Annotated in this window: 18 protein-coding genes; 1 reads left to right on the top strand and 17 read right to left on the bottom strand. The window is 72.3% G+C overall.

Annotation, left to right across the window (positions count from 1 at the left end; genetic code table 11):
* Positions 1 to 120: 120 nt before the first annotated feature.
* A complete protein-coding gene (locus APR03_RS24675; RefSeq protein WP_253840024.1) occupies positions 121 to 924 on the bottom strand; it encodes a hypothetical protein in 804 nt (267 codons plus the stop codon).
* Between the two features lie 175 nt (positions 925 to 1,099).
* On the opposite strand from APR03_RS24675, the gene APR03_RS24670 reads away from it, so the two are divergent.
* Positions 1,100 to 1,366, top strand: a complete 267-nt coding sequence (locus tag APR03_RS24670; protein ID WP_253840022.1) for a hypothetical protein — start codon at positions 1,100 to 1,102, stop codon at positions 1,364 to 1,366.
* A 75-nt stretch (positions 1,367 to 1,441) separates the two neighbouring features.
* On the opposite strand, the gene APR03_RS24665 is transcribed toward APR03_RS24670, so the two are convergent.
* From APR03_RS24665 to APR03_RS24590, 16 genes are all read right to left on the bottom strand, one after another.
* Positions 1,442 to 2,905, bottom strand: coding sequence for a hypothetical protein (locus APR03_RS24665; RefSeq protein ID WP_253840020.1), 1,464 nt, complete (start codon positions 2,903 to 2,905; stop codon positions 1,442 to 1,444).
* Between the two features lie 121 nt (positions 2,906 to 3,026).
* On the bottom strand, positions 3,027 to 3,701 hold the full coding sequence (locus APR03_RS24660) for a hypothetical protein (RefSeq protein WP_253840018.1): 675 nt from the start codon (positions 3,699 to 3,701) through the stop codon (positions 3,027 to 3,029).
* Positions 3,698 to 4,333 (bottom strand): hypothetical protein, encoded by a 636-nt coding sequence (locus APR03_RS24655; RefSeq protein WP_253840016.1) that lies wholly within the window; start codon positions 4,331 to 4,333, stop codon positions 3,698 to 3,700. The genes APR03_RS24660 and APR03_RS24655 overlap by 4 nt, the downstream gene beginning before the upstream one ends.
* A complete protein-coding gene (locus tag APR03_RS24650; RefSeq protein WP_253840014.1) occupies positions 4,330 to 5,811 on the bottom strand; it encodes a hypothetical protein in 1,482 nt (493 codons plus the stop codon). Before APR03_RS24650 ends, APR03_RS24655 begins: the two co-directional genes overlap by 4 nt.
* 11 nt (positions 5,812 to 5,822) lie before the next feature.
* A complete protein-coding gene (locus APR03_RS24645) occupies positions 5,823 to 6,122 on the bottom strand; it encodes a hypothetical protein (protein ID WP_253840012.1) in 300 nt (99 codons plus the stop codon).
* A gap of 111 nt (positions 6,123 to 6,233) precedes the next feature.
* A complete protein-coding gene (locus APR03_RS24640) occupies positions 6,234 to 10,712 on the bottom strand; it encodes a type VII secretion EssC family protein (protein ID WP_253840010.1) in 4,479 nt (1,492 codons plus the stop codon).
* A gap of 12 nt (positions 10,713 to 10,724) precedes the next feature.
* Positions 10,725 to 10,979 carry a hypothetical protein gene (locus APR03_RS24635; RefSeq protein WP_253840009.1) on the bottom strand — a complete coding sequence of 85 codons (255 nt, stop codon included), beginning with the start codon at positions 10,977 to 10,979 and terminating at the stop codon, positions 10,725 to 10,727.
* A complete protein-coding gene (locus APR03_RS24630) occupies positions 10,976 to 11,692 on the bottom strand; it encodes a hypothetical protein (RefSeq protein WP_253840008.1) in 717 nt (238 codons plus the stop codon). The genes APR03_RS24635 and APR03_RS24630 overlap by 4 nt, the downstream gene beginning before the upstream one ends.
* Positions 11,693 to 11,756: 64 nt before the next feature.
* The gene (locus tag APR03_RS24625; protein WP_253840007.1) at positions 11,757 to 13,379 is read right to left on the bottom strand and encodes a serine/threonine protein kinase; all 1,623 of its coding nucleotides are present in this window, start codon (positions 13,377 to 13,379) and stop codon (positions 11,757 to 11,759) included.
* 37 nt (positions 13,380 to 13,416) lie between these two features.
* Positions 13,417 to 15,135 carry an FHA domain-containing protein gene (locus APR03_RS24620; protein WP_253840006.1) on the bottom strand — a complete coding sequence of 573 codons (1,719 nt, stop codon included), beginning with the start codon at positions 15,133 to 15,135 and terminating at the stop codon, positions 13,417 to 13,419.
* A 95-nt stretch (positions 15,136 to 15,230) separates the two neighbouring features.
* The gene (locus tag APR03_RS24615; protein ID WP_253840005.1) at positions 15,231 to 16,034 is read right to left on the bottom strand and encodes a PP2C family protein-serine/threonine phosphatase; all 804 of its coding nucleotides are present in this window, start codon (positions 16,032 to 16,034) and stop codon (positions 15,231 to 15,233) included.
* On the bottom strand, positions 16,031 to 17,590 hold the full coding sequence (locus APR03_RS24610; protein ID WP_253840004.1) for an RDD family protein: 1,560 nt from the start codon (positions 17,588 to 17,590) through the stop codon (positions 16,031 to 16,033). The genes APR03_RS24615 and APR03_RS24610 overlap by 4 nt, the downstream gene beginning before the upstream one ends.
* Entirely contained in the window at positions 17,587 to 20,061 is a 2,475-nt protein-coding gene (locus APR03_RS24605) for a transglutaminase-like domain-containing protein (protein ID WP_253840002.1), read from the bottom strand. Before APR03_RS24605 ends, APR03_RS24610 begins: the two co-directional genes overlap by 4 nt.
* Positions 20,058 to 21,398, bottom strand: coding sequence for a DUF58 domain-containing protein (locus tag APR03_RS24600; RefSeq protein ID WP_253840001.1), 1,341 nt, complete (start codon positions 21,396 to 21,398; stop codon positions 20,058 to 20,060). Before APR03_RS24600 ends, APR03_RS24605 begins: the two co-directional genes overlap by 4 nt.
* The gene (locus APR03_RS24595; RefSeq protein ID WP_253840000.1) at positions 21,395 to 22,369 is read right to left on the bottom strand and encodes an AAA family ATPase; all 975 of its coding nucleotides are present in this window, start codon (positions 22,367 to 22,369) and stop codon (positions 21,395 to 21,397) included. The genes APR03_RS24600 and APR03_RS24595 overlap by 4 nt, the downstream gene beginning before the upstream one ends.
* A 118-nt stretch (positions 22,370 to 22,487) precedes the next feature.
* Positions 22,488 to 24,200 (bottom strand): fibronectin type III domain-containing protein (locus APR03_RS24590; RefSeq protein WP_253839999.1); only part of this gene is annotated, 1,713 nt, incomplete at its 5' end.

Raw genomic sequence — 24,200 nt, 5'->3', positions numbered from 1 at the left:
GATCCCGGCCGGCCCCCACGGCCGATCCGACTACCCCGACACTAACGGCACCCCACAACCCGGTCGATGGGTACCCCTACCCATGAACCGAGCGCCCACGACCTGGGGCGCTGCCCGGGATCACCGCTCCCGCAGCCGCTTCTCGCGCTGCTTCCGCAGCTCCTTCAGGCGCTGGGCGCGCTGGTCGGCGGACATCGCCCCGACGCCGTCGTGCGGCGCGGCCGACACGTCCCCCCGGAAGGCGCGGACGCCCAGCGTCCACGACGCGCCGAGGAGGAGCACCGTCAGGGCGCCGAACACCACGTGCAGCACCTCGGGCACGCTCGGCGCGAGCGCGCCGATCGCCGTCACCCAGGCGAGGCCGGCGGGCAGCATCGCGAGCAGCATGCGCACGTTCAGGCTCCACCCCGCGACGTAGAAGCGCATGACCCGGTCGGTGAACCGGGTGGCACGGACGGGCTGGAGCGACAGCGCGACGTTGCCCACGGTGGGCGGGCCGATCGTGCTGCCCCAGGCCGCCCGCGCCGTGAACGACAGCTTCTGGCGCGCATAGGCCGGGGACAGCGCGCGCACCACGTAGACGAAGGACAGGACGGCGAGCGGCCAGGACGCCGTCAGCACGTACCAGCCGCCGGCACCGACGGCGGCCGCGGCGATCGGCACCAGCACGAGCAGGAACACGACGGCCTCGACGGGGTCGGCGAGCCGGTCCCCGACTCCTTCGACCAGGCCGTCCGAGTCGGCGAACGCCAGGTAGGGCACCGAGCCCACCAGCAGCAGGACCGCGACCAGCCAGATGGCGAGCCAGACCGACCCGATCAGCAGGTAGCCCAGCGGCCGCAGGGCCACGCTCGCCGGCCCCGGCCCCGGCCGCTGCCCGTCCGGCACCGCACCTGCGGGGCCCGGGGCCACCGTTCCGCTCATCGCTGCTCCCGTCTCGATCGCGAATCCTGATCGCCAGTGATCGCGTGGTCCGGCCGCCCACGCTAGCGTCCGGGTCGGCGTTGCGGAAGTTCACCCGCTCCGCCATGCGGGCTAAGGTCCACCAGGTACGACGAACACCACCGACGCACGCCACCGACCGACAGGAGCGCACGCGATGAGCGACAAGAGGAAAGCCGAGCAGGACGCCCAGCTGAACAAGGCCGCGCGTCCCGCGATGTACGCGTTCGGCGCGGCCGCCGTGATCTGCGTGGTCGGCGTGCTCCTGAACGTGCTGGCGACCGACCTCTTCGTCGCGGTGGGCGGCTGGATCACCGTCGTCGGGCTGCTCCTGGTCATCTCGGTCTGGGCCGGCCTGGCGATGGTCCGGCGGACCAACAGGGCCGCCGGACGCACCGGCGACCAGCCGGGTACCCGGGACTGAGCCGGCGCGCACGGGGCCGCCCCGCCGCCGAGGGCGGGGCGGCCCCGTCGCGCGGACGCCGTCAGACCGGGCGGTTCACCACTTGCCCGCCACGTAGCCGTCGTGGCCGAACACGTCGGTCACACCGGTCACCGCGTTGTTGACGTTGCCCGGCAGCCCGGTGATCTTGCCCCACGACCCACCGGCGCCGCTGGTGGCCAGCGAGTTGCCGCTGTTGAAACCGCCCCAGCCGTCCCCGCCGCCGATGCTCGTGCCGAGCTTGGCGGCGTTGTTGGCCAGGTTGGCGGTCTGGTTGAAGACGGCGCCGACGGTCGCGATCGCCTGCGCGTTACTCGTCACGCGGTCGATCACGATGCCCGACTGGCTGAAGTGCTTCATCATGTCGACGACGTCGTCGTTACCCATCGCGAACCGCGCCCCGCCGTCCTTGTACGGCAGCGGGAACTTCGCACCCTGCCAGGACTTGAAGGCGTTCTTGTAGAGGCCGTTCTTCGCCATGCCCCACACCGCCTTGTCGCCCGCCGAACGCACGAACGGCGACTTGAGCACCTCGGTCACCCGCTGCCCCTTGGTCATGGCCAGCGTCTTGCGAGAGCTCTTCAGCAGGGCGTTGCCGAACTTGACCTTCGCGGCACGGTTGCTCATGGTCGCGGCCGTCTTGACCACCGAGCGCGCCTTGGCGTACTTGGCCACCGAGCCGATCGCCTTGCCGCCGAAGAGGCCCATCACGCCGAGGCCGACGCCGAGCAGCATCGCACCGAACCCGATCTCGCCCCGGGCGAACTTCACGATGTTCTCGATGATGGCGATGATCGAGCCGATCGCGGCGAGCACCATCAGCACCTGGCCGAGGATCGGCACCCACGACAGGAAGATCGCCAGGATGCCCGCGACGTCGCAGATGATCTTGAAGATCTTGTAGGCACCCTTGACGAAGTTCTTGAACTTGTCCCAGCCGCTGTCCTCGAGCCCGTTGACCTTGTCCCCGCTCACGACCTCCTCGATCTTCGAGATCGCGGAGCGGGCGGCCGTGTTCTTGTCGTTGTGGCCGCTGTTCCAGTCGGACTCGGCCTGCGTGATCTGCGTCTGGAGGTCGCTGACCGCGTTGTTCGCGTTGGTCTGCGCGCGCTGGGCGTCGCTCTTGTCGGCGTCGCTCGCGTCCGTGGGCAGGTCGTCCACGGCGCTGTCGGCGCTCTGCGCGGTCGCCTGCGCGCTCTCCAGGTTGGCCCGCAGCGTCCGCAGCCGCTGCGCGGCCGGGTCGGCCTCGTTCTTGGCCGTGCGGAGCGAGGCGCCGTAGGTCGTCAGCGCCTCACCTGTGTAGGAGTACCGCTGCCGCGCCTTGTCGATGTCCTCGCGCACCTCGCCGGCGAGCTTGCGCGTCTTGTCCATCGACTTCGCCGTGGTGTTGGTGTCGTCGACGATCTGCTGCAGGGTGGTCACCGACCGGGCGATGGCCTCGGCGAGCTCGGTGTACTTCCGGCCCTTGGCCTCGACGGTGCCCGGCTCGCCGTCGAGCTCCTCCCACTGCTTGTCGCTCATCGCTTCTCTCCTACGTCAGTGTCCGCGGGCCGCTGTCCAGGGCCGGTCCTACCCCGACGGTAGGGCCGTACCGCGACAGGGGTCGATGGGTAGAGATACCCATCGGCCCCTGTCGTCGGCGTCAACCGGCCGGCACCGCGGCAGCGGCGGCACGGTCCTCGGCCGGGGCGTCCCGGTCGTCCAGGAACATGATCGAGTCGACGATCTCGTCGAAGAGCATGGCGAACGGCTCGGCGGAGGGGATGTCGGGAACGTTGACCCGGACGAAGAGCATCTTCGACGAGTCGGCCGGATGGGGCATGTGGTACTCGAGGCGCATCGTGAGCACCTCGACGGCCTCCTCGCCCTCGCCGGCCTGCCCCTGCGTCATCTCGGAGATGCGGGCGGCCGGCAGGCCGTTGCTCTGCACCGCCACCTCACCCTCGGGGTACGCCGCCTTCAGGGCGCCGGCCAGGTCGCCGTCGTCCACCAGGGGACGGACCGCCTCGGGCCACTCGTCGTCGGCCATGAGCAGCGCGGCGGGGAACGGCACGCCCGGGGCGAGCTCCAGCGACATCAGGTACGTGTGCACGCCGATGGCCGCCGCGTCGCGCGCGGTACCGAACATCTCCTCCACCGCCTGGCGCCGCATGCGCGCGAGCCGGTCCGCCGGGCCCACCTGCTCCCGGACCAGGCGCTTGATGAAGGCTCCGGCCTTCTCCGCGCTCTCGAGCGGGATGTTGACCCATGTTCCCGGGACGATGACGCGGACCTCGCGGCCCAGCACCTTCACGTCGGGGTTCGCATCCTGCGTCATGCTGCCTCCAGCTCGACGGCCAGCCCTGCGAGCAGGTCCAGCATCTCCTGCGGCATGTCGTCGAAGGTGCCGACGCTGCGGGCGATGGCCGTCAGCTCGACCATGTCCGCGCACCCGGGCGGGAAGACGCCGAGCACCACGCGCTCCTCCAGCACGGCCGTGCCCTCCATCCCGAGGTCGCCGAAGTGGCTGATCATCGAGTGCAGGCCGGTGACCTGTCCTGCGTCGGACGTGCCGTCGACACGGCCGGCGAACGCGAAGTCGTGCTCCTCGGAGCTCTCGACGATCGCCTGGAGCTGCGCCGCGAACGCGTCGAGCGCCAGGTCCTCCGTGGCCCCGACGGTCACCATCGCGTCGACGGCACCGAGCTCGGGGTGCCGCACGAGCACCGCGGTCTGCAGGCCGCCGATCCGGGTGTCGACGACGGCCTTCGCCACGTCGGCGAGCTGCTCGGCGAGGATGTCCGTCACGTCCTCGGTCATCGCGTCGGGTCGCTCCGGCGCCGGGGCGCCACCGACGAGAGCCTCCGCCGTGGACCGGGCCCAGGGCTCGATCTGGTCGGGTACCTCGGTCGGCACGACATGCCAGGACTCCGGCAGGCGCAGCTCGAAACCTGCGATCCGGTTGCTCACCACGAACCACCACCCCCGCCGCCGCCGGCACCGGCGCCCTTGTCGCTGCCCACCAGGTCGTTGATGTTGCCCACCACGCCGTTGATCGTACCGGGCAGGCCCGTGATCTTCCCCCAGTCGCCGCCTGCCGCGCCGGTCGCCAGGGAGTTGCCCTCGCCGAACACGCCCCAGCCGTCACCGCCGGCGATCGCCGTGCCGAGCTTGCCGGCACCCACCGCCAGGCTGGCGCTCTGGTGGAAGACGGCACCGACCGTCGAGATCGCCTGCGCCGTGCTCGTCACGCCGTCGATCCGCAGACCCGTCTGGGTGAAGTGCTTCATCATGTCGACGACGTCGTCGTTGCCCACCGCGAACCGCGCGCCGCCGTCCTTGAACGGCAGCGGGAAGTGCGAGCCGCGCCACGACGTGAAGGCGTTCTTGTACAGGCCGTTGCGCACCATGCCGGCCACGGCCTTGTCACCCGCCGAGCGCACGAACGGCGACTTGAGCACCTCGGTCACCCGCTGGCCCTTGGTCATGGCCAGCGTCTTGCGCGAGGACTTGAGCAGGGCGGTCCCGAACCTGGCCTTGGCGGCCGAGTTGCTCATGGTGCCGGCCGTCTGGACCACCGAGCGCGCCTTCGCGTACTTGGCGAGCATGCCGATCGCCTTGCCGCCGAACAGACCCATGACGCCCAGGCCGATCCCGAGGAGCGCGCCCCAGCTGAACCCCTCGCGGGCGATCTTCACGATGTTCTCGACGATCGCGATGATCGAGCCGATCGCGGCGAGCACCAGCAGCACCTGGCCGAGGATGGGCACCCACGACAGGAAGATCGCCAGGATGCCCGCGATGTCGCAGATGATCTTGATGACCTTGAGCGCGCCCTTGGCCCAGTCCTTGAACTTGTCCCAGCGGCTGTCCTCGAGCCCGTTGACCTTGTCGCCGCTCACGACCTCCTCGATCTTCGAGATCGCCGTGCGCGCGGCGGTGTTCTTGTCGTTGTGGCCGCTGGTCCAGTCGGCCTCGGCGTTGGAGATCTCGCGCTGCAGGTCGCCGACCGCGTTGTTCGCGTGCCGCAGCGTCCGGTTCGCCTCGGTGGTGTCCGCCTGGCTCGCGTCGCCTGGCAGGTCGTCCACGGCGCTCTCGGCGTTGTGCGCGGTCGTCTGCGCGGTCGCGAGCTCGGACCGCAGGGTCCTGAGCCGGACCGCGGCCGGGTCGGCCTCGGCCTGCGCCGTCCGCAGCGCGGCACCGTAGGTGGTCAGCGCCTCACCCGTGTACGAGTACCGCTCGCGGGCCTTCTCGATGTCCTCGCGGACCTCGCCGGCGAGCTTGCGCGTCTTGTCCATCGACTTCGCCGTCGTGCTCGTGTCGTCGACGATCTGCTGCAGGGTCGTCACCGACCGCGAGATCGCCTCCGCCAGCTCCGTGTACCGTCGCCCCTTGCTCTCGACGACGCCGGGTTCGCCGTCGAGCTCCTCCCACTGCTTGTCCCCCATCGTGCCGCCCCCTACTTCGACGCCGCGTCTTCGAGCGCCTTGCCGAGGCCGGCGTCGATCTCCTTGAAGGTGTCCACGATCTGCGTGATGATGTCGGACAGCTTCTTGACGTTCTCGAGCATCTCGCCGCGCTTGATCTCCCACTTGTCGGCGAAGTCGTTCACTCGGTCACGCAGCTCGTCGTGGCCGGTCGCGTCGGCGGCCGCCTGCGCGTTCCCGTCGGCGTTCTCGAGCTCGCTGGTGATGGCCTTGAGGTCATCCTTCAGCGCCGTCAGCTGATCCATGTTGATCGACAGGTCGTAGCCAGCCATCGTTCACCCCCTGCTTCCTCGGTCGGGTCTCGTGTCTGCCAGCACCGTACCGGCGGACGTCGCGGGGCGACCATGGGGAGCACTCCCCATGACCGCCCCGCGACAGGTGGGTCAGCTCTCGGAGCCGAGCACCAGCGGCACCTGCACCCGGACGCTCTTGCCGCGCGCGATCCAGGCGCCCCGGCCCACGGGGAACTCGCCCTTCGCGGCACGGGGCAGCGTGGTCTTGAGGATCGTGTCGCCGTCCAGGTTCTCCGGCTGGAGCAGGAGGCCGCGGCGGCCGCTCTTGACCTCGGAGAGCAGCGGCCACGTGGCGCCCCACGAGCCGGTCTCGGCCTCGGCGACGAGCAGGTGGTCCGACTTCTTGACGGCCTTGGTGAGGTCCTGGATCGCCTTGTCCGCCGGCGTCTGCAGGTACTCGTTGAGGCCCTCGATGACGATGACGATGCCCGGCGTGGTGTCCTCGTCCTGGACCGCCGCCAGCAGCTCCTTGGCCATGTCGGCGACCTTGTCCACGCCCATCGCGACGTCGGCCCACGCGACCTCGCCCGCGATCGGCGACCGGGACTGCGCGAACAGGTAGAGCCGCGCCTCCGGGTTGGCCCGCTGGACCGACTGGGCGATGTGCACCAGGGCGTTCGACCGGCCGGACCCGGGAGGGCCGGCCACGACCAGCGTGCCCGTCGGCTCGAAGCCGAGCGGCTCCAGGGCGATGTTGTCGAGGCCGAGCACCGGCAGCCCGTCGACCGACGGCGGCAGGACCCGTGCCGGGTACTCGGTCGGCAGCACCTTGACCGCCGGCGCGGGACGCACCCCGGCCCGGCGCATCGACTCGGCGAGCCGGTCGGTGGCGATCGCCTGCTCCTGCACCGACTTGGTGCCGCCGACCACGGCCACCTGCACCTCGAGCGAGTCGACGACGGCGCGCCCGCTGGGCGACGTCGGCGTCACGATGTCCCGGGGCGCGTTGAACGCGAGGTACCCGTCGTCGGTCATGCGCAGCAGGATGTTGCGCTGCACCAGGGACCGCACGTAGGTGGGCACGGCGCCCGACCGGTCGGCGGTGAAGACGACGTGGATGCCGAGACCGCGGCCGTCGTTCAGGATGTCGCGGAAGGCCTCGAACCACTCGGCCCGGCCCGCGCCCACCTCGTACTCGTCGCGGAAGTTCGCGAAGCCGTCCACCAGCAGGAGGATGCGCGGCACGTCCTGCCGTCCGGTGACCTGCCGGTACTCCGTGACGCTCGCGGCGTTCACGGCGGCGAACGCCTCGCCGCGGCGCAGCAGCTCGTCGCGCAGCATCCGCATCAGGCCGACCACGCGCTCGGTGTCGTCGCCCTTGGCGATGGTGCCGACGTGCGGCAGGGACTCCAGCATGCGCAGCGCGCCGGCCGCGAAGTCCAGGCCGTACACGTGCACGGGGCCGCCGCGCGGCGTGATCCCCGCGACCGCGGCGAGCGTGCGCAGCGTGGTCGACTTGCCGGACCCACCCGTGCCGTAGACGCCCAGGTGGCCGTCCTTGTCCGGGTTGAAGTACATCGGCGCCTGGGCCTGCTGCTCGGGCATGTCCGCCACACCGATGAGCAGCTCGGTGTCGGTGCGCTGGTACAGCCGCGTCAGGTCGTACACGTCGGCCAGCGAGTCCAGCCACGGACGCCGCGGGATCGGCAGCCGGCCCCGCTCGAAGGCCTCCTGGACCCGGGTGACCAGGCGCTGCTGGTCGTTGGGGCCGAGGTCCTTCTCGTCCGCCGCGCCGTCCGACTCGACGACCGGCTCCTCCCACTTCTCCTCGCGGCCGAAGTGCAGCCGCGCGACCTCGACCTTGGCCCGCTCGGGCGCCCGGGTGCTCCAGGCTCCGGCGTAGGCGGACTGGAAGGCCTGCACGCGGCCGGGGCCGGTCTTGACGAGCCCGCGGCCGGGGATGGCCGGGTCGATGAACGCGGCGTCCTTGACGTCGACGACGTCGGAGGAGTCCGACTCGTCGGCCATGCGGAGGGCCACGCGCATGTTCGTGTTGGCCCGCAGGTTGTCCTTGATGACACCGGCGGGGCGCTGGGTCGCCATGATCAGGTGGATGCCGAGCGAGCGACCACGCTGGGCCACGTCGACCACACCGTCCACGAACTCGGGCACGTCGCCCACGAGGGCGGCGAACTCGTCGATCACGATGACCAGCGCCGGCGGCGTCTCGGGGTCGCCGCGCTTCTCCAGCTCGAGCAGGTCCTTGGCCTTCTTGCGGTTGAAGAGGTGCTCGCGGTAGTGCAGCTCGGCGCGGAGGCTCGTGATGGCGCGCAGCACCAGGTGCGGCGAGAGGTCGGTCACGAGGCCCACGCAGTGCGGCAGGTTGACGCAGTCCGCGAAGGCCGAACCGCCCTTGTAGTCCACGAAGAGGAAGGTCACGCGGTCCGGGCTGTACTCGGCGGCCATGCCGAGCACCCAGGCCTGCAGGAACTCCGACTTACCGGCACCCGTGGTACCGCCGACCAGGGCGTGCGGGCCCTGGGACCGCAGGTCGAGGTGCTGGGCGTCCACACCGGCCGAGCCGACGATCGCGCGCAGGGAGCCGGGCCGCTTGCGCTTCGCGCCGTGGCCGGTCCGGTCGTACACGGACAGGTTCTGGCGCCAGCGCTCCATGACGGCGTCGGGGCTCTCGAACAGGTCGTGCCCCAGCAGCGAGGGCATCGTGATCGAGCGCGGCAGGTCGGACGCGTCCTCGACGATGGCTCCGGCGTCGAACACCGGGGCGAGCCGGCGGCCGTACTCGAGCGCGGTCTTCCCGTCCACCTCCTCCAGCGCGATGTCGTCGACCCAGCGGCCGAGGCGCACCATGCCGACGCGCGGACCCTCCTGGGTCACCTCGACGAACGTGCGGCAGGCCGCGGGCAGCGCGGCCGACTCGGCGGAGATCCACAGCGGGTAGACGCCGGCGTCGGCGCCCATCTCCGCGAGCTGGATCAGGCGCGCGCGGTCCACGTCGATGTCGTCCGAGATGACCACGACCACGGCGGGCACCGGCGACTTCGTGCCGGTGTCGGTCTTGCTCTTGCTGCCGACGTCGCCGCCGCGCTCGAGCGCCGCGTTGTCCTCCGCGATGGCGCCGCGGCGGGTGCCGCCGCGCGCCGCCTTCAGGCGGGTGGAGATGAGCTCCTCGAGCTGGGCGAGCAGGCGCTGCGCACCCGAGGCGGAGTCCGCGAGGTGGTGCCCCTCGATCGGGCTGTGCGCCGACGAGGTGTGCGGGATCCAGGTGAGCCACTGCAGGTGCTGGGTCCACACGGGGCTCACGATGCTGGTGACCACCAGCTCCGACGGCGAGTGCAGGCCGGTGAGCTGGAGCAGCACGGCGTTGAGCGAGCCGACCACGCGGGCGGGCGGGCCGGCGAAGCCGAGCGCGCCGGCGTCGTACAGGTTCTCGACGACGGGCACGCCGTCGACGTCCTCGTACTGCTCGACGAGGTTGTCGAGGATCTCCTGGTACTCCTTCATGAGCTGGCCCTTGCCGCCCGTCTTCACGGTGTTCCGCGACGGCATGGTGCCCAGCCCGAACCGGACGTTGAGGAAGCTCCAGTGCTCGGGGCGGCGCGTCCACAGCAGCGGGCCGTGCCGCATGGCCTCGACGTAGACGTGCTGGGTGGCGGGCGCCTCACGCAGCCGGACGCTGCGCTCGGTCTCCTTCTCCTCCTTGAGCACCTCGCGCAGCGAGGTGAGCTTCTCCTCGAACCGCTCGACGTCACGCTCCAGGCGCTTGCGCTTCTGCCGCTTCTGCGTGACGTGGTTGCCGATCATCATGACCGGCGCCATGACCACGAACAGCAGCGACATGACCCGACCGGTCATGACGAACATGCCGCCGCCCATGAGCACGGGGGCGAGCAGCGCCAGGAAGGGGAACTCCGAGGGGTCGGTCTCCTTGGGGGCCTCCGGCGACTCGAACTCCTCGCCCTGGTACCGCGCCTCGACGCGTGGCGACCGCGTGAAGGAGACCGGACCCGCCTTGGGTGTGACGCCGGTGATCGTGGCGGGCCGGCGGCTCTCGATCGTCACGGCCGTGTCGCCGAGCACCACGCGCTGCGAGCCCTCGATCTTGAGGCGCTGCACGTGGACACCGTCCACCAGGATGCCGTTCGCGGAGCCGAGGTCGACCACCTCGATGCCCTCGGACACGTCCAGGCGCAGGTGCTGCTTCGACACCATCGGGTCGTCGACGACGACGTCGCACTCCTGCGAGCGGCCCAGCACCCACGAGCCCTCGGTCAGCTCGACCGTGCCGCCGCCCTCGATCCGGATCGCGGCACGGACGGCGTCGGAGCCCGGGTAGTCGAAGCCCGGCATGGACTGCTCCACCGACGCCACGAAGGCGCCCGAGCCGATCCACGCCTCACCGAGCGCGGCGTCCGCGGGCAGGCGGACGGGCCGGTCCTGACCCGGCAGCTGCGCCTCCAGCGTGCGCGGCCGGCCCGGGGCGCCGGGCGCCGACGGGTCCACCCGGGCGATCGTGTCGGCGATCTCGCCGATCCGAGCGCCGGCGTCCGCGGTCACCACCACGTCGTCGTGGCTACCGTCCGAACGTACGAGCGTCACCTTGACGCGCATGAATCCTCCCCGTCACTTCCGCTTGTCCTGGATGCCGGCCACGATCGCCGCCACCACCCCGCCGACCACGCCGCCACCGAGCGTGGCGAGCCATGTGGACCCCGTGGTCAGGACGCGGCCGAGCGCCCTCCAGGGGTCGAAGAAATTGCCGGTCCCGGCGCCCGTGAGCAGGACCGTGCCGAAGACCACGACGACGAACGTGATCGCGGCGCCACCGATGACCCAGGCCACCACGACCTGCGCCGTGGTTCGTTCGGGTGTGCTCATGCCGTGGTCCCCTTCTCCTCGTCGGGCTCGTCGAGGAGCGGCAGGTCGGCGGACGTCACCAGGCGCGACGCCACCGCGTACTCCACGAGCCGGGCGCGGCGGTTGGTCGCGAGCGCACCGGGGCCGCCGCGCAGCCCCTTCACGCCGATCCGGTCGAGCTTCTCGCACACGTTGTCGAGCTTGCGGTTGAACCGCGTGCTCGCCCAGCCGAGCCGCCGGGCCGCGGCCGCGGACGACGGGATCTCGCTCAGTCCGGTGCCCTCGCGGCGCAGCATGGGCTCCGCCAGCGACACGATGAGCTGCTTCTGGCTCTTCGTGAAGCTGATCGCACCGATCGTCGTGGCCCCGGAGTCGTCCTCGTCCTCGGAGCGGATCTCGTGGTACGGCGCGTTGTCGAGCTGTGCCGTGATCTCGTACGTCGTCGGGCCGGCGGTGAACACGATCGAGGTCGTGGGGAAGACCAGGGGCAGGCGGTTGCCCGGCGGGAGCCAGGACTGCACGCCGCCCCCGGCGTCGCACACCGTCGCCGAGATGAGGGAGCCGACGTTGGACAGCCACCAGATGCCGTCCTCGTGCGCGATGCGCAGGAAACGGCGGTGCAGGTACGGGTTGTCGTCGATCGCGAGGTCGCCCTCCCGCCCGATGTCGAAGGGCGCGCCCTCCTCGGACGGTCGAAACCACTCGCCGGCGAACTCGATCGCAAGGCCGTTCATCCACTCACCTCCCTGTGTTCCTCCTCCGGGCCGGTTCCCCCGGAGCTGAGACCTGTCCTGCCGGCTACGGCGTCACGCAGGCGTCCTGGCCGCTCGACGCCTTGCTGGCACGCACGACCAGCACCTCGACGCACAGCTCCTGCTCACCCTTGAGCGGCACCGTCACGGTCGTGGCGTTGCCGGGTACCGGCTGGGGCACGGGGTCCCCCGTCAGCTCCAGCACGCGGTAGGCGTAGGTGTCCCCCTCTTCGAGCGACTTCGGCGCCGTCCACGAGAAGACGGCCTCCTTGCCCTGCACCGTGCCCGTGAGCTCGGCCACCGGCGGCACGTAGCCGCCGGCCGGCGGCGGGGGCACGAAGGTGGACGTCGCGGCCGTCTCCTCGCCGGTCGGCTCGTCGGTGCCGCGGGTCAGCGCCCACGCCGAGACGGCAACGACGGCGACGACCACCACTCCGGCGACGAGCGCCCACGCGCCGCGCCGGGGCTGCTCCTCCTCGGGGGCCTGCTCGGGCGCGGGGGCGACGCCCGCCTGCGCGACGGAGCCCGCCATCGCCTGCGTACCCTGCGTCGCCGGGTCCGCGGTGGAGCGGTAGACCGTGTCGTCCGACTCCGCGGGAGCGGGGACCAGGGTGGGCCGCGGGGCGTACGTGCTGCCCGCCGCGGCGACCGGCGCGGCGCCCGCGCCGGGCCCGAACCCGCCGCCGGGGCCGAACGCGCTCGGCGTACCCGCCGCCGCGGCACCCGCGGGGTCGATGGTGACGACCTGCCGCAGGCGTGTGCCGTCGGCCTCCGCCTCGTCCTCCTGCATCGCGCCGGACTCGTCCAGCAGGTCGATGGGGGTGACGTCGCGCGACAGCTCGACCTGGACCTTCTGCAGCTCGCGCGCGAAGGCCAGCACGGTCGGGTAGCGCGAGGCGACCTGCTTCGACATCGCGATGCGCAGCACGCGCTCCAGCGACGGCGGCACGTCGCTGCGGCTCACGGGCGGCAGCTCGTCCTGCTCGATGCGACGCACCAGGTCCGCCGACGTGTTCGACCCGCCAGGGGTCTCGAACGGGGTGCGCCCGGCCAGCAGCGTGTAGCAGGTGGCGGCCAGGGCCCACACGTCGGTCGCGATGCCCGACATCGGCGGGTCGCCGAACGACTCCGGCGGCGACCACGGGATCGACATGCCCTCGGCCGCGGACGCCTCGTCCACGGTGGACGAGATGCCGAAGTCGGTCAGCGCCGGGTGGCCGAACTGCGTGACCAGGATGTTCGACGGCTTGAGGTCGCGGTGCAGGATGCCCAGCCGGTGCGCAGTCTCCACGGCGCCGGCGATCTGGATGGTGATGCGCAGCGCCTCGGCCACCGAGAACCGCTCCGACCGGTAGCGCGCGCCGAGGTTGGGGCGCGAGCAGTACTCCATGGCCAGGAACGGGCGGCCGTCGTTCGCGACGCCCGCCTCGTACATGGTGACGATCGACGGGTGGTTGCCCAGTGTCGCCATGAGGTCCGCCTCGGCGTCGAACGCCGCCCGCTGGGTGGCGCTCGACCACTCCTTGAGCAGCACCTTGACCGCGACCTGCCGGCGCGGTCGCTGCTGCTCGTACAGGAACACGTCCGAGAAACCACCCGAGCCGATGAGCTTGCGGTACTCGAAGCCCTCGATCTCGGGTGGCGGGGACGGCTTCCTCTTGCTGCTCACGCTTCTCCTTCGTCAGTGGTCGAGCTGGTCGGGGCCCTCACCAGATGCCCTCGAACGTGAGGGTCACGCCGTCGCCCAGGTCCACGACGTCGCCGTCGGACACGAGCTCCTTCTCGTTGGGGTGCAGGCGCCGCGGGGGCTGGCCCGGGCGCAGCAGGGTGGTGCCGTTCGTGGTGGCCAGGTCGGTGACGAGCACGTGCCAGTCCTCGAGCGAGACCTCCGTGTGCGAGCGGGAGATGTCCTGCTGCGGGCTGGACACCGTCACCAGACGCGGCATCTGGTCGGCCGACGTGTTGCTGGTGCGCGGGCGGCGGCCCACGATCACCGGCCGGTCGAGCTCGATCACCTGGCCGCCGCGCACCCCCGGCACCCCGCCGGTGGCGGCGCCCGACGTCACGACCATGCGGCCCAGGGACGGGCGCGGTGCGAGCGCGGCCTCGGCGGACAGCGCGCTGCCGCACTCGCGGCAGGTCTCGCGCGCCGTGGGGTTGGCATGGCCGTTCTCGCACGTCACGGCGAGGATCATGGGCGCGTTCGGGTTGGCGGGCGCCGCGAACCTGGGCGCCGACGGCGAGGACGCCGCGGCCTTCAGGTCGGCGATCGCGGACGACATCACCGTGTGACCGTCGTGGTCGTCGTTCTCCTCGGCCTCCGCTGCGACGGCGGCGGCACGGTGCGCCGCGGCCGGCGTCGCGCCGGACCAGCCGGGCACCCCCGAGATGGGCACGCCGGAGATCATGCCGTCCGCGCCCGACGAGACCGGTGCCGCGGGTGCGGGCTCCGGGGCGGGCGCGGGCGGGGCCGGCGGGGGCGGCACCACGGGACCGGCGGACGGGGCCGGCTCCTCCTCGGCCTCCTCCGGGCTCTCCGGCCGCACGGCGGCGGCCTCGACGCCGTGGGCCACCGTGGCACCCCACAGGTGCAGGTAGTCGTCCTCGTCCGGGCCGTCGTCACCGGCCGGCGAGACCTCGGGCTCCGGCGCGGCGGGCTCGTTGCCCTCCTCGACGGGCGTGATCGTCTCCTCCGAGGCGGGCAGCATCGTCACCGTGCCCAGCGGGGCCACGGTCTCGGGGGACGGTTCCGGCTCCGGCTCGGGAGCGGGGGACGGGACGGGCGGCGCGACCACGGGGGCCGGCTCCGCCCGCGACGCGACCGGCGCGACGGGCGTGACCGGAGCGACGGGCCCGGCCGTGTCGAGGACTGCGGCCGGCTCGGCCAGCGTGGTCGACTCGTCCACCTCCGCCGGCTCGACCACCTGGTGACGCACCACGCCCGCCAGCACGACGCCCGACTCCACCGGCAGACCGTCCGCGAAGCTGCCGAAGCCCGACACGCCGGTCGCCACCTCGACGGCAGTGACCCCCTCGACCACACGCTCGGTCCACGAGATCACGCCCGCCCCGGACACCGTCTGCGCGCCGGAGCCGGTCTCGATCGTGACCGTCAGCCCCTCGCCGCGCGCCACCACGTGCGCGCTCGCCGGCTCGCCCGCGCCTGCCCGCGTGAGCACCACGACCGCGAAGGGCGGCACGCCCTTGAGTCCCCCGACCGCCGACGTCGTGAGGGTACCCAGCACCTCGGCGACCCCGGACCCGGGCACGGCGAGGTCCACCCACAGGCGGTGGACCCGCTCCGCGTCGTCCGCCCCGGCCCCCTCGCCGGGCAGCACGACGACGGCGTCGCCGCGCACGATCACGCGCGCCTTCCCCGTCGTGTACCGGGTACCCATGCGCCGTCCAGCGTCCGAGGTGCTCATGGTCGCCTCCCTGTTGCTTCCTTGCTCGTGTCCCGCCCCTGCCACACACCCCCGTGCGAGGCCTCCGGGTCAGACCGTACCGACCCTCACCGACATCAGTCCCGCGGGATCGTGTCCTCGTCGGCGAAACCGCCGCGCGGCGCCGTGCTCGACCCCGCCGTCTCCTGCGCCACGCCCGTCGCGTCCACCACGATCACCGTGATGTTGTCGCGGCCCCCCGCCGTGATCGCGGCCTCGACCAGCCGGCCGGCCGCGACCTGCGGGTCCGGGTGGCCCAGCAGGATCTCCGTGATCTGCTGGTCGGTGAGCTCGCCCGTCAGCCCGTCCGAGCACACCAGGATCCGGTCGTGCGCGCCGATCGGGATGTACCGGAAGTCGGCCCGTGCCTCGTCCCGGCCGCCCAGCGCCCGCGTGATCACGTGGCGGCGCGGGTGGTTGCGCGCCTCCTCGGCCGTGAGCGTACCGGCGTCGACCATCTCCTGGACCTCGGAGTGGTCCACGCTCACCTGGTCCAGCACGCCGCTCGACAGCAGGTAGGTGCGCGAGTCCCCCACGTTCACGAAGAGCCAGTACGGCGCGTCGTCGAGGTAGGCCACCACGGCGCCGGTCAGCGTCGTGCCGGCGCCACGGCCCTGGCCCGAGGTCTCGATGGCCCGGACCCGCTCCTGGGCCTCCTCCAGCAGTGCCTCGACGTGGTGCGGCTCGACCCGCTCGATCTCGGCGAGCGGGCGCAGCGAGTCCAGCGCGGTCGCGCTCGCGACCTCGCCCGCCGCGTGGCCGCCCATGCCGTCGGCCACGAAGAACGCCCCGCCGCCCGCGAAGTAGCCGTCCTCGTTGAGCTGGCGGCGCAGCCCCCTGTCGGAGGCCGCGCCCCAGGCGAGCGTCAGCGCGTCGTTCATGCGTCCGCCTGCGGGTGCACGACGACGCGCCGGTCGCCCACGTGGATCGTCGAACCCACCGGCACGCGCACGCGGGCCCCCGGCTCCGCCACGCGCGGCGGCAGGCCGGGCGCCGAGACGACCGTCCCGTTCGTGGACCCGCGGTCGGTGAGCCACAGGCCCGCCGTGTCGACACCGAGCTCCGCGTGCGTCTTGGACACCGACCGCGTCGGGTCCTCCACCTTGATGAGGATCCAGCCGGAACCGTCGGGCGCCTGCGGATTGCGGCCCACCAGCGCCTTCGTGTCGACGACGTGGCGCTCCCCGCCCTCGACCTCCAGCACGACGGCCGACACCTGCGCCGGCGTCATCGGACGGCTCATGTGCGTGCGCGTCATGTCGATCGGCGCGGAGTCGCGCTGCTCGGCCTCCGGCTGCCGCACCGGGACGGGCGGCTGGACCGGCGGCTGCACCGGCTGCTGCACGGGCGGCTGTGGCCGGACCGGCGCGGCGGCGCGCTGCGTCAGGTCCGGCTGCGCGGGCTGCTGCACCGGCGCGGTGGGCGCCACCGGCGGCTGGGCCGGCTGCTGCTGGACCGGCGGCTGCGCCGGCTGGCCGGGGTGCGGCGTCCCGCCCGAGCTCGGGTGCGGGCGGCGGACCGTCGCGGGCTCCTCCTGCGGGGGCAGCGCGCCACCCGCCGGCGGGCCGGCCGGCGCTTGCCCGGGGATGCCGGTGATGACGCCGCCGCCCGCGGCAGCACCGCCGGACGACTCCGGGAACGCCCACGGGTCCTGCTGCTGCGCCGGGGCGGGCTGGGCGGGCGCCGGGGCGCCGCTCGCCGCGCCCGTCCACACCTGCGACGTGCCCGCGGGGGCCTTCGCGGCGCCGGCCCCGGTCGACGAGCTCGTCGGGGTCGCGGTCGCGGCGGCAGGAGCCGCCGGGACGCCGTCCGCCGCGAGCACCACCGCGCGCCCGAGCTTGTCGTGCCAGCCCTGGCGCTTGCCGCCGCCGTCGAAGGCCGGCGAGACGAGCACGAGCACCTGGCCCACGAGGCACACCAGCGAGCCCAGGCCCACGATCAGCCAGCGGAGGAAAGCACGGCCGAACCCGATGGGGTCGTGGGCCACGGCGTCGACCGTGCGGATCTTGCAGACGAGGTTGCCGACCGTCCTGCCGGTCTTGCCCTCCCACGCGGAGACGCCGAGCCAGTAGCCGAGCACGAGGATGCTGCTGATCGTCTGCGGCACCAGCATCGCCGCCGCGATGGCGTCCGTCGACATCAGCAGGTTCCCGGTGCCGCCGGCGCTCGCGAGCCCGATCAGGAGCACGATCGTCGTGACGACGCCGATCACCGCCCCGTCGACGAGCGCCGCGAGGAACCGCCGGCCCGTCCCGGCGTAGGCCACCGGGGCCGCCTGGACCACCCCGACACCGACCCGCGTGTGCGAGAGCGACTCGGGCACCGTGGTGCCCACCTCACCGGTCTGGGGGCGCGGGAAGGGACGTCCGCACACGCCGCAGTACGGCGAGCTCCCGTCCTGCGTCGAACCACATCCAGCGCAGACCACGTCCGTCATCGACTCTCCTTCGTCCGCCGGGAACCGAGTCCCCCCAGTGCCGCGAAGATCCCGCGGCGTCCACCGATCCGAGCCCAGACGGAGCGCAGGGACAGGGCCGCCCGCACTCTCCGTCGCGTGCTCACGGTGGAGCGTAGCCCGCCGACCAGCTTGTCCACCTCTGTCCAGAATGCCTCAACATCTGCCGGGGTCGGTTCGCCGTGCCCGAAGACCGTCGCGTCGGCCCGGTGGGCGAGCGCGAGCGTGCCCGGCAGCTCGTGCGTCCCGGCGATGACGCCGGCGCTCTCGCGCCGTGTCGCACCCGGCGGCACGGTCGTCCCGAGGTCGGTCACCACGTCCACCACCTCGTGCCAGCCGCCGCTGATCCGGTCGGCCAGCTGCTCCGCGCTCCGGCGGCGCGCCCGGCGCCGCGCCTTGTACGCCAGGATCGCCACGACCGGGCCCAGGATCAGGAGCAGGGGGATGCCGACGGCGAGCAGGATGATGCCGATCAGGCCCCAGTCGAAGAGGTCGTTCTCGGCCTCGTCCTTGTCGTCGTCCTCCACGCTGCCGGCCTTGGCCTTGTCCGGCTCCTCCGGCGGCTCCGGGTCCTGGAGCACCGGGGGCTTGGGCACCGTCTGGCTCTTGGGCTCGGGCTGGATCTGCGGCTTCTCGTCCGGCACCGCGTCGATCGGCACCCAGCCGTACTCCTTGAACGGCACCTCGATCCACGCGTGCACGTCGCTGCCGAGCACCGTCCAGGGCTCGCCTTCCTCGTACTCGCTCTTCTCGCCCGGGTAGAAGCCCATGACCACGCGCGCCGGGATGCCGGCCTGCCGCGCCATGAGGGCGAACGCGACGGCGAACTGCTCGTCGTCGCCCACCATCTTCTCCTCCTCGACGAGCGTGTCGATGCGCTCGGCCGAGTGGCCGGGGCGGGAGGGGGTCTGGCCGTCCAGGCCGCTCGACAGGACGCCGAAGTCCTGCAGGGCGTCCCGGATGAGGAACAGCTTGGTGACCGGGTCGGTCTCCTCGCCCGTGAACTGGACGGCCTTGGCCGGCAGACCCGGCGGCAGCGCGGTCGGGTCGGTCTCCGGGAGGTCGGCGCCGGCGATGGTCGCCTTCTTCAGCACGTCCTCGCCGGGATCCTCGGTCACCAGCGTGTCCAGCGTGTACGTGTCGCCCGGCTTCACGCCCGCCGTGGTGATCGCGGTGTGCGTCTTCGAGTTGTAGTACGTGCCGTCGGTCTGGGCCTCGGCGTCCGGGCCGGTCCAGCGCACCCCGGTCAGGTCGCCGACCTCCGGGATCCAGACGCCGCTGTACCCGGTGACCGTGACCTCGACCGGCAGGCGCGTGCCCTCCTCGTCCGTCGCGATCTCCTCGCCGACCCGGGTGTAGAACCCGGTGTCGCCGCCGTCGCCGGACGCGTCGAAGACCACGCCGTCGTACCGGTCGAGGGTCGCGAGCCGGATGCGGCCGTTCTCCGGCAGCTCGCTGACCGTGAAGAGCTCCTCCTCGCGGACGTCCTTGGCGTAGTGCCGGAACGCGACGAGCGGGCTCGTGAACTGGTGGATGTCCAGCGGCGGCACGATCGTCTCGCGCAGCACGGTGCGGGACGGGTGGGGCATCAGGGCCGGGGCCGCGAACCCGGCGGCCACCGCCGCGACCGTGAGGATCGTGGCCCCGGTGCGCACGCGGTACCAGCGCAGGCGGCGCGTGGCCTCCCGGCTCGACTCGGTGCTGATGGAGTGCGTGCCGACGCGGGCCTCCATGACCCGCACGGCACCCCACAGCAGGCCCACGATGGCGATCACGAGACCCTGCGGCACCGGCAGCGCCTCGTCGACCGTGCCCAGCAGGATCACGCCCACGAAGCCCACGACGACGGGCACGACGGCCCACACGGCGTGCTTCGCCCGCCACGAGATGGTGCCGGCGACCAGCGCCACCAGCAGCATGAGCAGGAACGGCACCACGGCCAGGTCCGGGAAGGAGCGCATGGGCGGCACCGTCGTGACGAACTGCTTCCAGCCCTCGACGGAGCCCAGCAGCAGCTCGCGCAGCGTGTCCAGGGTGGGCACCACACCGGCGATCGTGGTGTGCGGCAGCGCGAAGGCGCCCCCGAGCAGGAGGTAGCCGAGCACCGCCAGCGCCGTCACGGTGACCGCGGGGAAGCGGCGCCAGGCGCCCACCCAGGCCACCGTGAGGCCGACGACGGCGCCACCGGCCGTGGGCAGCACGTACCCGAGCGAGCCCCAGACGGGGCCGAACCCGACGGCCACGGCGGCCAGCATCACGACCAGCGCCGCGACGTCGACCAGGGCGAGCACGGTCAGGGCCCGCGGCTGCTCGGCGTCGCGGCGGCGCGTGGTGCCGCGGCCGGTGCCCGTGCGCCAGCCGGTGCGGGTACCGCGCGTGCGCGACGACGGCCGGCCGGCGCCGGCCTTGCCGTCACCGACCGGGACGTTCCCGCGCGTGTTCTCGTCGCTCATCCGTCACTCATCTTCTTCAGCGCAAGCGGCAGGTCGGCGAGGCGACCCAGGGTGAGGACGCCCAGCTCGGCGATCGCGTGCCGGCCGAGCGAGGCGCCGGGCTGGCACTGGATGGCCATGACCTGCACGCCCGCGGGCACGCGGGCCGACGCCGAGCGCAGCTCGGTGGGCGTGACGCGGCTGCCGACGACGAACGCGATCACCGAGAAGTCGGCGGCCGCCATCGCGGCCGAGCGGGCCAGGTCCACCAGCTTCGACTTCCGGGACTCCAGCTCGATGCGCGACAGGTCGTCCATGAGGCGCGTGCGGTGGTCGCCGCGCAGCGTGGCCTCGTTGACGAGCACGGTCACGCCGCGATCCTCCTTGATGGCCTGCAGGCCCAGCGAGCCGCACACGCTCACGGCGAGCTCGAACTCGTCCTCGTTCGCATAGTCCTCGGCGCGCGTGGACAGCAGCACCGCGAGGTGCGAGCGCCGCGTCTCCTCGAACTGGCGCACCATGAGCTGGCCCGTGCGCGCCGTCGTCTTCCAGTGGATGTGCCGCCGGTCGTCGCCGGGCACGTAGTCACGCAGGGCGTGGAAGTTCACGTCCGAGTTCGTGATGTCGTTGGTGACGCGGCCCTCGAGGTCCTTGAGGAAGCCGGTCGAGGAGCCCGTGAGGTTCTTGACACGCGGGTGCACGAAGACCTCCTGCTCGTCGGTCCAGGTCATCTCGCGGCGCAGCAGGCCCAGCGGGTCCGCGCGCACGGACTTGACCGGCCCCACCGTGATGACGCTGCGGCGGCGCGTCGGGATCGTGAAGATCTCCTCGTGCGACCCGCCGCCGGGCAGCCGGGGCACCGGGAACGCGGCGGTGCCGCTCCCGACGGGCAGCTCCATGACCGAGGGCAGCAGCGCGCGGCTCGACGCGTTGCGCACGTCCAGCCGCCCGACGGCGCGGTCGCCGACCGTCACACGAGCCTGCGCCAGGTCCAGCACGACGTCGTACTTGAACCGGCCGAGCACGAACACGATCGCGCACACGAGCGTCACGGTGAGCACGATCGCGGCGACCAGCACCTCGAGCCAGCCGAGCATGAGGCCGGCCACCCAGGCGGCCACGGCGGCGAGGGTCACCGCGATGCCGAACGTGCTGAACGTGCGGCGCACGGGGTCGAGGACACGGCCGACCGCCGCCGCCCGCGAACGGGCGGCGGCGGTGAGGGTCACCCAGCCGCGCTGACCACGCAGGAGCTGCGTGCGGCCTGCGGCAACGGCTCCGCCGAGGCCACGCGGCCTCTCCTGTCGTTTCCCGTACCCGGTGCTGCCTGCGCCGGCGGGGAGGCCCGTCGTCGTCATGCCGAGGCCCGCTCCTGCGGCGCCGCGACGTCGGCCAGGATCCGGGCCAGGATGACGTCGGAGCGGGCGCCCGCGAACTCCGCCTCGGGGTCCAGCACGAACCGGTGGCCCCAGACGGGCTGGGCCAGCTCCTTGATGTCGTCGGGCAGCACGTAGTTGCGGCCGTGGGCGGCGGCCCACACCTTGGCGCAGCGCACGAGCGCCAGGGCGCCACGGACCGAGACGCCGATCCGCACCTCGGGCGCGTTGCGGGTCTCCTCGCCGAGGCGGCTCACGTACTCCAGCACGGCGGTGTCGGTGTGCACCGTCGTGGCGAGGTCGGCCATCTCGGTGACGGCCTTCGTGGTGATGATCGGCTGCAGGGCCTTGCTGCGGTCCTTGACCGCGGCACCCGACAGGATCTCCACGGTGGACGCGTGGTCCGGGTAGCCCACCGACGTCTTCATGAGGAAGCGGTCGAGCTGGGCCTCGGGCAGGCGGTAGGTGCCGGCCTGCTCGATCGGGTTCTGGGTGGCGAGCACCATGAACGGGCGGCCCGTGGTGTGCGCGACGCCGTCGACCGTGACGCGACCCTCCTCCATGACCTCCAGCAGCGCGGACTGGGTCTTCGGCGACGCGCGGTTGATCTCGTCCGCCAGCACGATCGAGGCGAAGATCGGTCCCGGGTGGAAGTCGAACTTGCCCGCGTTCTGGTCGTAGATCGTCACGCCCGTGACGTCGGACGGCAGCAGGTCCGGCGTGAACTGGATGCGGTTGTGCGAGCCCTGGACCGACGCCGCGATCGAGCGCGCCAGCATGGTCTTGCCCGTGCCCGGGGCGTCCTCCAGCAGCAGGTGCCCCTCCGCGAGCATGCAGGTCAGCGCCAGGCGCACCACGGGTGCCTTGCCCAGGACCGCCTGGCCGACGTTGCCGACGAGCCGGTCGAAGGTCTGGGCGAACCAGGCCGCCTGCTCGGGGGTCATCGTGGTCATCTCGTCATTCCCTACTGCTCGTTACTGCTCGTTCGCGGGTGAAAAGTTGTGTCGATCATGGCGTGACCGGCCGCCGTCTGCCCGGTGGCCGGTCACGCCTCTGGTGCGGCGCCGGATCCTACCCGTTCCACCAGTTGGTGACTCCGTACTCCTTGCCGTCGATCAGGACGCGCACGGGCGTTCCCGGATGCCCGAAGAAGCACCGGAGCTGAACCGACCCGTTCGCCGGGAAGGTGTACGACGACTTGGAGCTCCCTGCCCAGGTCCGGGCGTGGCTGATGATGTCGTGCCAGCCCTTGACCTCGGGGGTGTCACCGGCCCAGCACGCGACCTGGTGGCTTCCCGCGTCGAAGTCGCTGACGTTCACCAGGAAGTACGCGCACGAGGCGTGCGAGCACTCGCCGTTGCTGACCCGGCTGCCGTGCGTGACGGTCGCCTTCGGGTCCGGCCGGGCGTCCGACGTGGCGGCGGCGCACTTGCGGGCCGTCTGGTTCTCGGTGTCCGTCACCACCACGCAGGCCTCGAGGCGCGAGCTGTAGCCCGTGCTCACCGACCGGCTGCCGTTCGTGGCCGACGAGGTGAACGCGCCGGTCACCCGGACGCTCTTGATGGCCCGGCCGTTCGTGGCCCGGCCGTCCCACGTGAACGTGACCTGGCGGTCGCCGCCGTTCGCGCTGATCGACGGGGTGGGCGGCGGGCCGTACGGGATCACCGCGCCGGACGCGGCCGACCAGTCGGAGCAGATGTAGGCGTTGCACGCCCGCACCTGGAACGTGTACGACGTGCCGTTGCTCAGGCCCGTGTAGGTGTACGACGTCGTGTTGCCCGCGTCGCGTGCCCCCGCGCCGTTCGCCTGCACCTCGTACCGCTCGCCGGTACCGCGGACGGCGGCGACGCGGTTCCAGCTCACGTTCGCCTGACCGCTCGTGTTCGAGCCGAGCGCTGCCGACGGCGTCCCCGGGGTGTCCGGCGTGCCGTACGGCACCACCTCGTTGGACTGCCCGCTGACCGGCGAGTCGCCCGCCTTGTTCCGGGCCTGGACGGTGTACGTGTACGTCGAGTTGGTGCTCAGGTCCTGGATCACCTTCCGCGTACCCGTCTCCTTGAGCGTGCGGGTCATGGCGCCGTCCTGGTACTCCGTGAGGGTGTACTCCTTGACGGCGTCACCGTTGTTCGCGGGCGCGGTCCACTCGACGGTGATCTGCCCGCCCACGGCGGTGTTCACGCGCGTCGCCGTCGGCGGAGCGGGCTGCGCCGGGGGCGCGGCCGGCGTCTCCGGTGCGGACGGGTCGCTCCAGTCGGACGGGTCGGGCGCCTTGTTCTTGGCCTGCACGCTCACCGTGTACGCGGTGCCGTTCTCCAGCCCGGTCCAGGTGATCCGGCCACCGGTCTGGCACGTCTTCTGGGTCACGCCGTCGGTCGGGGCAGGGCTGATCTCCAGGTTGACGCACTCGATGGGCGAGCGGTCCGTGTAGCTCCGGTTGGTCCAGCTCACGATCAGCGCGCTGTCGTCGAAGTCGAGCGTCGGCGGCTCGGGCTTGTCCGGCTTCTCGTCCGGGCGCGCCTCACGGGACCGGGGCGACGGCTCGGAGTCGCCCACCTCGTTGGTCGCCACCACCGTGAAGGTGTACTTCACGTTGTTCTTCAGGCCGTCGAACGTGCACGTCGTGGTCGCGCAGGCGTGCTCCTGACCGGTGTTGGTCCGCAGCGTGTAGCCGGTGATGTCCGCGCCGTTGTTGTTCGGCTGGTCCCAGCTCAGCACCACCGTCTCCGAGCGCACCTCCTCCACCCGCGGCGCACGCGGCGCCTCGGGCCGCCCCAGCACGGTCAG

This window comes from Promicromonospora thailandica (genome assembly GCF_024171955.1).
Taxonomy (GTDB): domain Bacteria; phylum Actinomycetota; class Actinomycetes; order Actinomycetales; family Cellulomonadaceae; genus Promicromonospora; species Promicromonospora thailandica.
The sequence above is the reverse complement of the archived record's forward strand: the minus strand, read 5'-3'. Positions and strand labels throughout refer to the sequence as shown.

Excerpts from the sequence above, each read along its gene's own strand:
- APR03_RS24675 (WP_253840024.1), bottom strand. The coding sequence starts at position 924 with ATGAGCGGAACGGTGGCCCCGGGCCCCGCAGGTGCGGTGCCGGACGGG.
- APR03_RS24670 (WP_253840022.1), top strand. The coding sequence starts at position 1,100 with ATGAGCGACAAGAGGAAAGCCGAGCAGGACGCCCAGCTGAACAAGGCC.
- APR03_RS24665 (WP_253840020.1), bottom strand. The coding sequence starts at position 2,905 with ATGAGCGACAAGCAGTGGGAGGAGCTCGACGGCGAGCCGGGCACCGTC.
- APR03_RS24660 (WP_253840018.1), bottom strand. The coding sequence starts at position 3,701 with ATGACGCAGGATGCGAACCCCGACGTGAAGGTGCTGGGCCGCGAGGTC.
- APR03_RS24650 (WP_253840014.1), bottom strand. The coding sequence starts at position 5,811 with ATGGGGGACAAGCAGTGGGAGGAGCTCGACGGCGAACCCGGCGTCGTC.
- APR03_RS24645 (WP_253840012.1), bottom strand. The coding sequence starts at position 6,122 with ATGGCTGGCTACGACCTGTCGATCAACATGGATCAGCTGACGGCGCTG.
- APR03_RS24640 (WP_253840010.1), bottom strand. The coding sequence starts at position 10,712 with ATGCGCGTCAAGGTGACGCTCGTACGTTCGGACGGTAGCCACGACGAC.
- APR03_RS24635 (WP_253840009.1), bottom strand. The coding sequence starts at position 10,979 with ATGAGCACACCCGAACGAACCACGGCGCAGGTCGTGGTGGCCTGGGTC.
- APR03_RS24630 (WP_253840008.1), bottom strand. The coding sequence starts at position 11,692 with ATGAACGGCCTTGCGATCGAGTTCGCCGGCGAGTGGTTTCGACCGTCC.
- APR03_RS24620 (WP_253840006.1), bottom strand. The coding sequence starts at position 15,135 with ATGAGCACCTCGGACGCTGGACGGCGCATGGGTACCCGGTACACGACG.
- APR03_RS24615 (WP_253840005.1), bottom strand. The coding sequence starts at position 16,034 with ATGAACGACGCGCTGACGCTCGCCTGGGGCGCGGCCTCCGACAGGGGG.
- APR03_RS24610 (WP_253840004.1), bottom strand. The coding sequence starts at position 17,590 with ATGACGGACGTGGTCTGCGCTGGATGTGGTTCGACGCAGGACGGGAGC.
- APR03_RS24605 (WP_253840002.1), bottom strand. The coding sequence starts at position 20,061 with ATGAGCGACGAGAACACGCGCGGGAACGTCCCGGTCGGTGACGGCAAG.
- APR03_RS24600 (WP_253840001.1), bottom strand. The coding sequence starts at position 21,398 with ATGACGACGACGGGCCTCCCCGCCGGCGCAGGCAGCACCGGGTACGGG.
- APR03_RS24595 (WP_253840000.1), bottom strand. The coding sequence starts at position 22,369 with ATGACCACGATGACCCCCGAGCAGGCGGCCTGGTTCGCCCAGACCTTC.